We start from the raw sequence: 305 nt of genomic DNA, 5'->3' as shown, positions 1-305 counted from the left end.
GACGCGGGGTGGAGCAGCCTGGTAGCTCGTCGGGCTCATAACCCGAAGGTCGTCGGTTCAAATCCGGCCCCCGCAACCAATTAAAATCTGATGTAATATTTTTGCAAAGTAGTTCAAATCACAGCAAGGCGGCGACGCAGTGAATCCTTAGGAGCTTACTCCAGTAAGTGACTGAGGTGAACGAGGAAAGCCAACGCAGATGTGGTTTGAAATACGAAGCAAAAAGACGGACGCGGGGTGGAGCAGCCTGGTAGCTCGTCGGGCTCATAACCCGAAGGTCGTCGGTTCAAATCCGGCCCCCGCAA

The 305-nt window shown here is 54.1% G+C and carries 2 tRNA genes; both read left to right on the top strand.

From position 1 onward, the window contains the following. Positions 1-2: 2 nt before the first annotated feature. Positions 3-79, top strand: a tRNA-Met gene (locus OGX99_RS00890). Between the two features lie 152 nt (positions 80-231). Further along, positions 232-305 (top strand) — tRNA-Met (locus tag OGX99_RS00885).

Origin of the sequence: Citrobacter sp. Cu096, assembly GCF_030332285.1 — a bacterium.
GTDB lineage: Bacteria > Pseudomonadota > Gammaproteobacteria > Enterobacterales > Enterobacteriaceae > Citrobacter > Citrobacter meridianamericanus.
The sequence above is the reverse complement of the archived record's forward strand: the minus strand, read 5'-3'. Positions and strand labels throughout refer to the sequence as shown.